This window comes from Streptomyces sp. NPDC055103 (genome assembly GCF_053607625.1).
Genome location: NZ_JBSGTX010000148.1, coordinates 1 through 3,819 on the forward strand (window position 1 = coordinate 1; position 3,819 = coordinate 3,819).

At 71.8% G+C, this 3,819-nt stretch carries 2 protein-coding genes and 1 pseudogene; 1 reads left to right on the top strand and 2 read right to left on the bottom strand.

The window, feature by feature from the left end; translation table 11 throughout:
- Nucleotides 1–113: 113 nt before the first annotated feature.
- Both ACWFR1_RS39995 and ACWFR1_RS40000 read right to left on the bottom strand, forming a co-directional pair.
- Nucleotides 114–791, bottom strand: coding sequence for a response regulator (locus tag ACWFR1_RS39995; protein WP_453560921.1), 678 nt, complete (start codon nucleotides 789–791; stop codon nucleotides 114–116).
- Nucleotides 788–2,131 (bottom strand): sensor histidine kinase, encoded by a 1,344-nt coding sequence (locus ACWFR1_RS40000; protein ID WP_453560923.1) that lies wholly within the window; start codon nucleotides 2,129–2,131, stop codon nucleotides 788–790. Before ACWFR1_RS40000 ends, ACWFR1_RS39995 begins: the two co-directional genes overlap by 4 nt.
- A 130-nt stretch (nucleotides 2,132–2,261) precedes the next feature.
- On the opposite strand from ACWFR1_RS40000, the pseudogene ACWFR1_RS40005 reads away from it, so the two are divergent.
- Nucleotides 2,262–2,958: pseudogene (locus tag ACWFR1_RS40005) on the top strand (SGNH/GDSL hydrolase family protein); the annotation flags it as partial.
- Nucleotides 2,959–3,819: the final 861 nt, after the last annotated feature.

The window sequence follows — 3,819 nt, forward strand, 5'->3', positions numbered from 1 at the left end:
CCATCGACCGGACCACCTACAAAGCCACCATCAGCATCACCATGCTCACGAGCAGCCCTTGACGCCCCGACCCCCGCCCTAACTGAACGGCGTTGCCCCTAGGGGGCAGGCAGTCAGGCCAGCCAGCCGGGGGTGATCATCCCCGACTCGTACGCCAGGATGACCAGCTGCGCCCGGTCGCGTACGGCCAGCTTGGTCATGATCCGGCTGACGTGGGTCTTGGCCGTGGCTGGGGAGAGGACGAGCCGGCCGGCGATCTCGTCGTTGGAGAGTCCCGCGCCGACCAGGCCGAGCACCTCGCGCTCCCGCTCGGTGAGGGCGTTCAGACGGGGGCCCGGGTCCGGCTGCCGCCCGGCGCCGCCGGCGCGCTCGGCGAACTCGGCGATGAGGCGGCGGGTCACGGCGGGAGCGATCAGGGCGTCGCCGCGCGCCACCACGCGTACCGCGTGGAGGAGTTCCATCGGCTCGGTGTCCTTGACCAGGAAGCCCGACGCGCCGGCGCGCAGCGCCCCGTACACGTGGTCGTCGGCGTCGAAGGTGGTCAGGACGACCACCCGGACGCCTTCGAGCCGCTCGTCGGAGGTGAGGCGGCGGGTGGCTTCGATGCCGTCGAGGACCGGCATGCGGATGTCCATCAGGACCACGTCCGGGCGGAGTTCACGGGCGAGGGTGATCGCCTGCTCGCCGTCACCGGCCTCGCCGACGACCTCGATGTCGTCCTCGTCGGACAGGATCGACCGGAAACCCGCCCGGACCAGGGTCTGGTCGTCGGCGAGCACGACACGGATCATCGGGGGTCCCCTTCGGACGCGGGTGCTGCGGGCGCGTCGGGTGTGGTGGGCGGGGTGTCGGGTGCGGTCGTGGGTGGCGTGAGCGGGAGCCGGGCGTCGACGAGGAAGCCGCCGTCGGCGTTCCGGGCGGTCAGCTCGCCGCCGAGCGCGCGGGCCCGTTCCGCCATGCCGCGGATGCCGCTGCCCCCGGACCCGTCCCCCGACCCGCTCTCGGGCGCGCCCCCGCCGTCGTCGGCGATGCGCAGCCGCAGCGCGCGCGTGCCCGCGTGCGTACGTGTGCGCGCGTCCGCGTCCGTGTCGCGTGGGCCGTCCGCCCTCATGGCCGCGTCCCAGTCGAGGGTGATCTGTACGGTGCGGGCCCCCGCGTGCCGGGTCACGTTCGTCAGCGACTCCTGCACGATCCGGTACGCGGCGAGGTCGACCGGCGGCGGCAGTGGTACGGGCGTGCCCGTGACGCTCGTACGGACGTCGAGTCCCGCGCTCCGGGCCCGTTCCGCGAGCTCGCCGAGCAGGGCGAGCCCGGAGGCCGGGGACGTCGGCGTGGCCTCGTCGGCCCGGCGCAGCACGCCGAGCGTGGCCCGCAGTTCGCGCAACGCGTCCTTGCTGGTGGACTTCACCGCCTTCAGGGCCTCGGCGGCGGTGGCGAGCCCGGCCTCGGGCGCCGGATTCTTGCTCAGCCGGTGCAGCGCGGCACCGGCCTGGACGTTGATCAGGGACACGCTGTGGCCGAGGATGTCGTGCAGCTCCCGGGCGATCCGCAGCCGTTCCTCGGTGGCGCCCTGCCGGGCCCGGGCCTCCTGCTCCCGCTCGGCGGCGAGCGCCCGCTGCTCGACCTCGTGCAGATACGCCAGCCGGGTCCGCTGGGCGCGGCCCACGGCGACGAGGCTGATCAGCCAGCCGGCCAGCATCGCGAGCGAGGTGTCGTCGATCTGCCGGTGGCCGGGCTGCTGCCGGACCTCGCCGAGGCCGACCGCGAGCAGGGTGACGGCGGCGAGCGCGATGGCGGCGGCGAACCGGCCCTCGGCGGCGGTGGTGTAGAGCGCGAGCGCGAAGGCGATCATCAGGGGGCCGTCCTGGGCGGACAGCGGGTAGTAGACGACACAGGCGAGCAGGGTGACGGCGGCGACGACGACCGGTTGCCGCCGCCGGAAGACGAGGGCCCCGCAGCCGATCAGGATGAGTGCCCAGCCGAGCGCCGTGCGGAGCGGCGGCTCACTCGCGTACCGCGCGGAGATCAGCGTCCAGAGCGCCACGACGACCAGCACGACGCCCGCGACGAGGGCGTCGGCGGTCCGCGGCGGCAGGCGGCCGCCGGGGCGGTCTCGGAGGGGGAGGGGCATGCGTCGAAGGATAGGCGGCGGGTGGGCGTGGGGCCCGGGTTCGCCCCTCCTGGCACGCTCCGATCGGACGGTGGGGGTTGAGTTGTATAGTCAAAAAAGTGAGTAAGGTGCGGGGGGAGGCGGAGGCCTGATGTCGGACGGCACGTTTCTGCGGTACGTCGCTCTGGGCGACAGTCAGACCGAAGGGGTCGGCGACGGCGACGACACCGTCGGCCTGCGCGGCTGGGCGGATCGGCTCGCCGAGCTGCTCGCCCGCGACAACCCGGACGCGCGGTACGCCAACCTGGCCGTGCGCGGGCGCCTCGCGGGCCAGGTGCGCGCCGATCAGCTGGCCCCGGCGCTCGCGCTGCGGCCGGACCTGGCCACGGTCGTCGCCGGGGTCAACGACCTGCTGCGGCCCCGCTTCGACGCGGACGAGACGGCCGGGCACCTGGAGGCGATGTTCGCCGCGCTGACCGGGCAGGGCGCCCGGGTCGCGACCCTCACGTTCCCGGACGTCGGCCGGCTGATCCCGGCGGCCCGTCCGCTCGGGTCCCGGGTACGGGACCTCAACGACCGCATCCGCGAGGCCGCGAGCCGACACGACGTCACGGTCGTCGAGACCTCGCACCACCCGGTCGTCACCGACCCCCGGCTGTGGAGCGCCGACCGGCTGCACGCCGGTCCGCTCGGCCGCGAACGGATCGCCGCCGCGGTCGCCCAGGCCCTCGACCTGCCCGGAAGCGACGACTCCTGGACCCGCCCGCTGCCCCCGTCGGCCGTCCCCGCGCGCGTGGGCGTGCGCGCGGTGGCCGCCGAACTGCGCTGGGCGGGGGCCTTCCTCGGCCAATGCAGTTGCTTTATGGGTCTGTCCGGCGGATCAGGTGCTTGGACTCTCCGGCATGGGCTTACCCAGATCACCGTGGAGCGGCCAAGGCGTAGGCGCGGCAATCGAAACAGGGGGGGGGTGTTCCGGCAACTGCACACGAGGACGGATCGCATCAGCGATGATTCTTGTCATGGAAGCAACGGGCGTTGCCGCAATCCTGGCCCTCGCAGGGATCCCCGTGAGCGTGCTCTTGGGTCGCTGGCAGATGCGCACCGCCCTACGTCAGGTCGAGGCGTCCCACCGGACTGCTTTGGAGATCGCCGCTGCCAACCACCGCAACGTATTGGAAGCGGCAGAGGCCAGCCACCGCAATGCCATGGAACTTGTGCGCAAGCAGGAGGAAGCGGAGCGCGCGCGTTGGCTGGCTGAAGCGCGTCGTGCCGAGTACAGGCTTCTGCAGAACTCGTTGGCGCAGTTTCGGCGAACCCTCTTGGCTCCCGATCCTATTGTTGAAGATGTTCTGTCCGCTTTTGACGAGGTTCACGAGTGTGTGCACTCTATCGAAGCGGTAGGGCCTGAAGAGATATACCGCCTGGCGGTCAGAATTCTCGTGGCGTGCCGGGTACCGGCCGTTACCTTCCAGTTGGGAAGATCTCCCTTACTGGAAGACCGAGAGCGCTGGTGGAATCAGATCAGGTCACTGCGGCACGACTTCCATGACGCAGTAAAGGGTGTCCTGGAAGGTCGCTGGGGGTGAAGTCGGCCGTGTGACCCGCCGGACACGCTCTAGGTGTATTGCCCCGGGAGGTTGTGGACGGGTGATGCAGGTCTCGGCTGAGACTGCTTGAACGGGTGAGGGCCTTCCGGGTTCGGTGTGGAT

Bases quoted from the DNA above. Each gene is read 5' to 3' on its own strand.
- ACWFR1_RS39995 (WP_453560921.1), bottom strand. From the start codon at position 791: ATGATCCGTGTCGTGCTCGCCGACGACCAGACCCTGGTCCGGGCGGGT.
- ACWFR1_RS40000 (WP_453560923.1), bottom strand. From the start codon at position 2,131: ATGCCCCTCCCCCTCCGAGACCGCCCCGGCGGCCGCCTGCCGCCGCGG.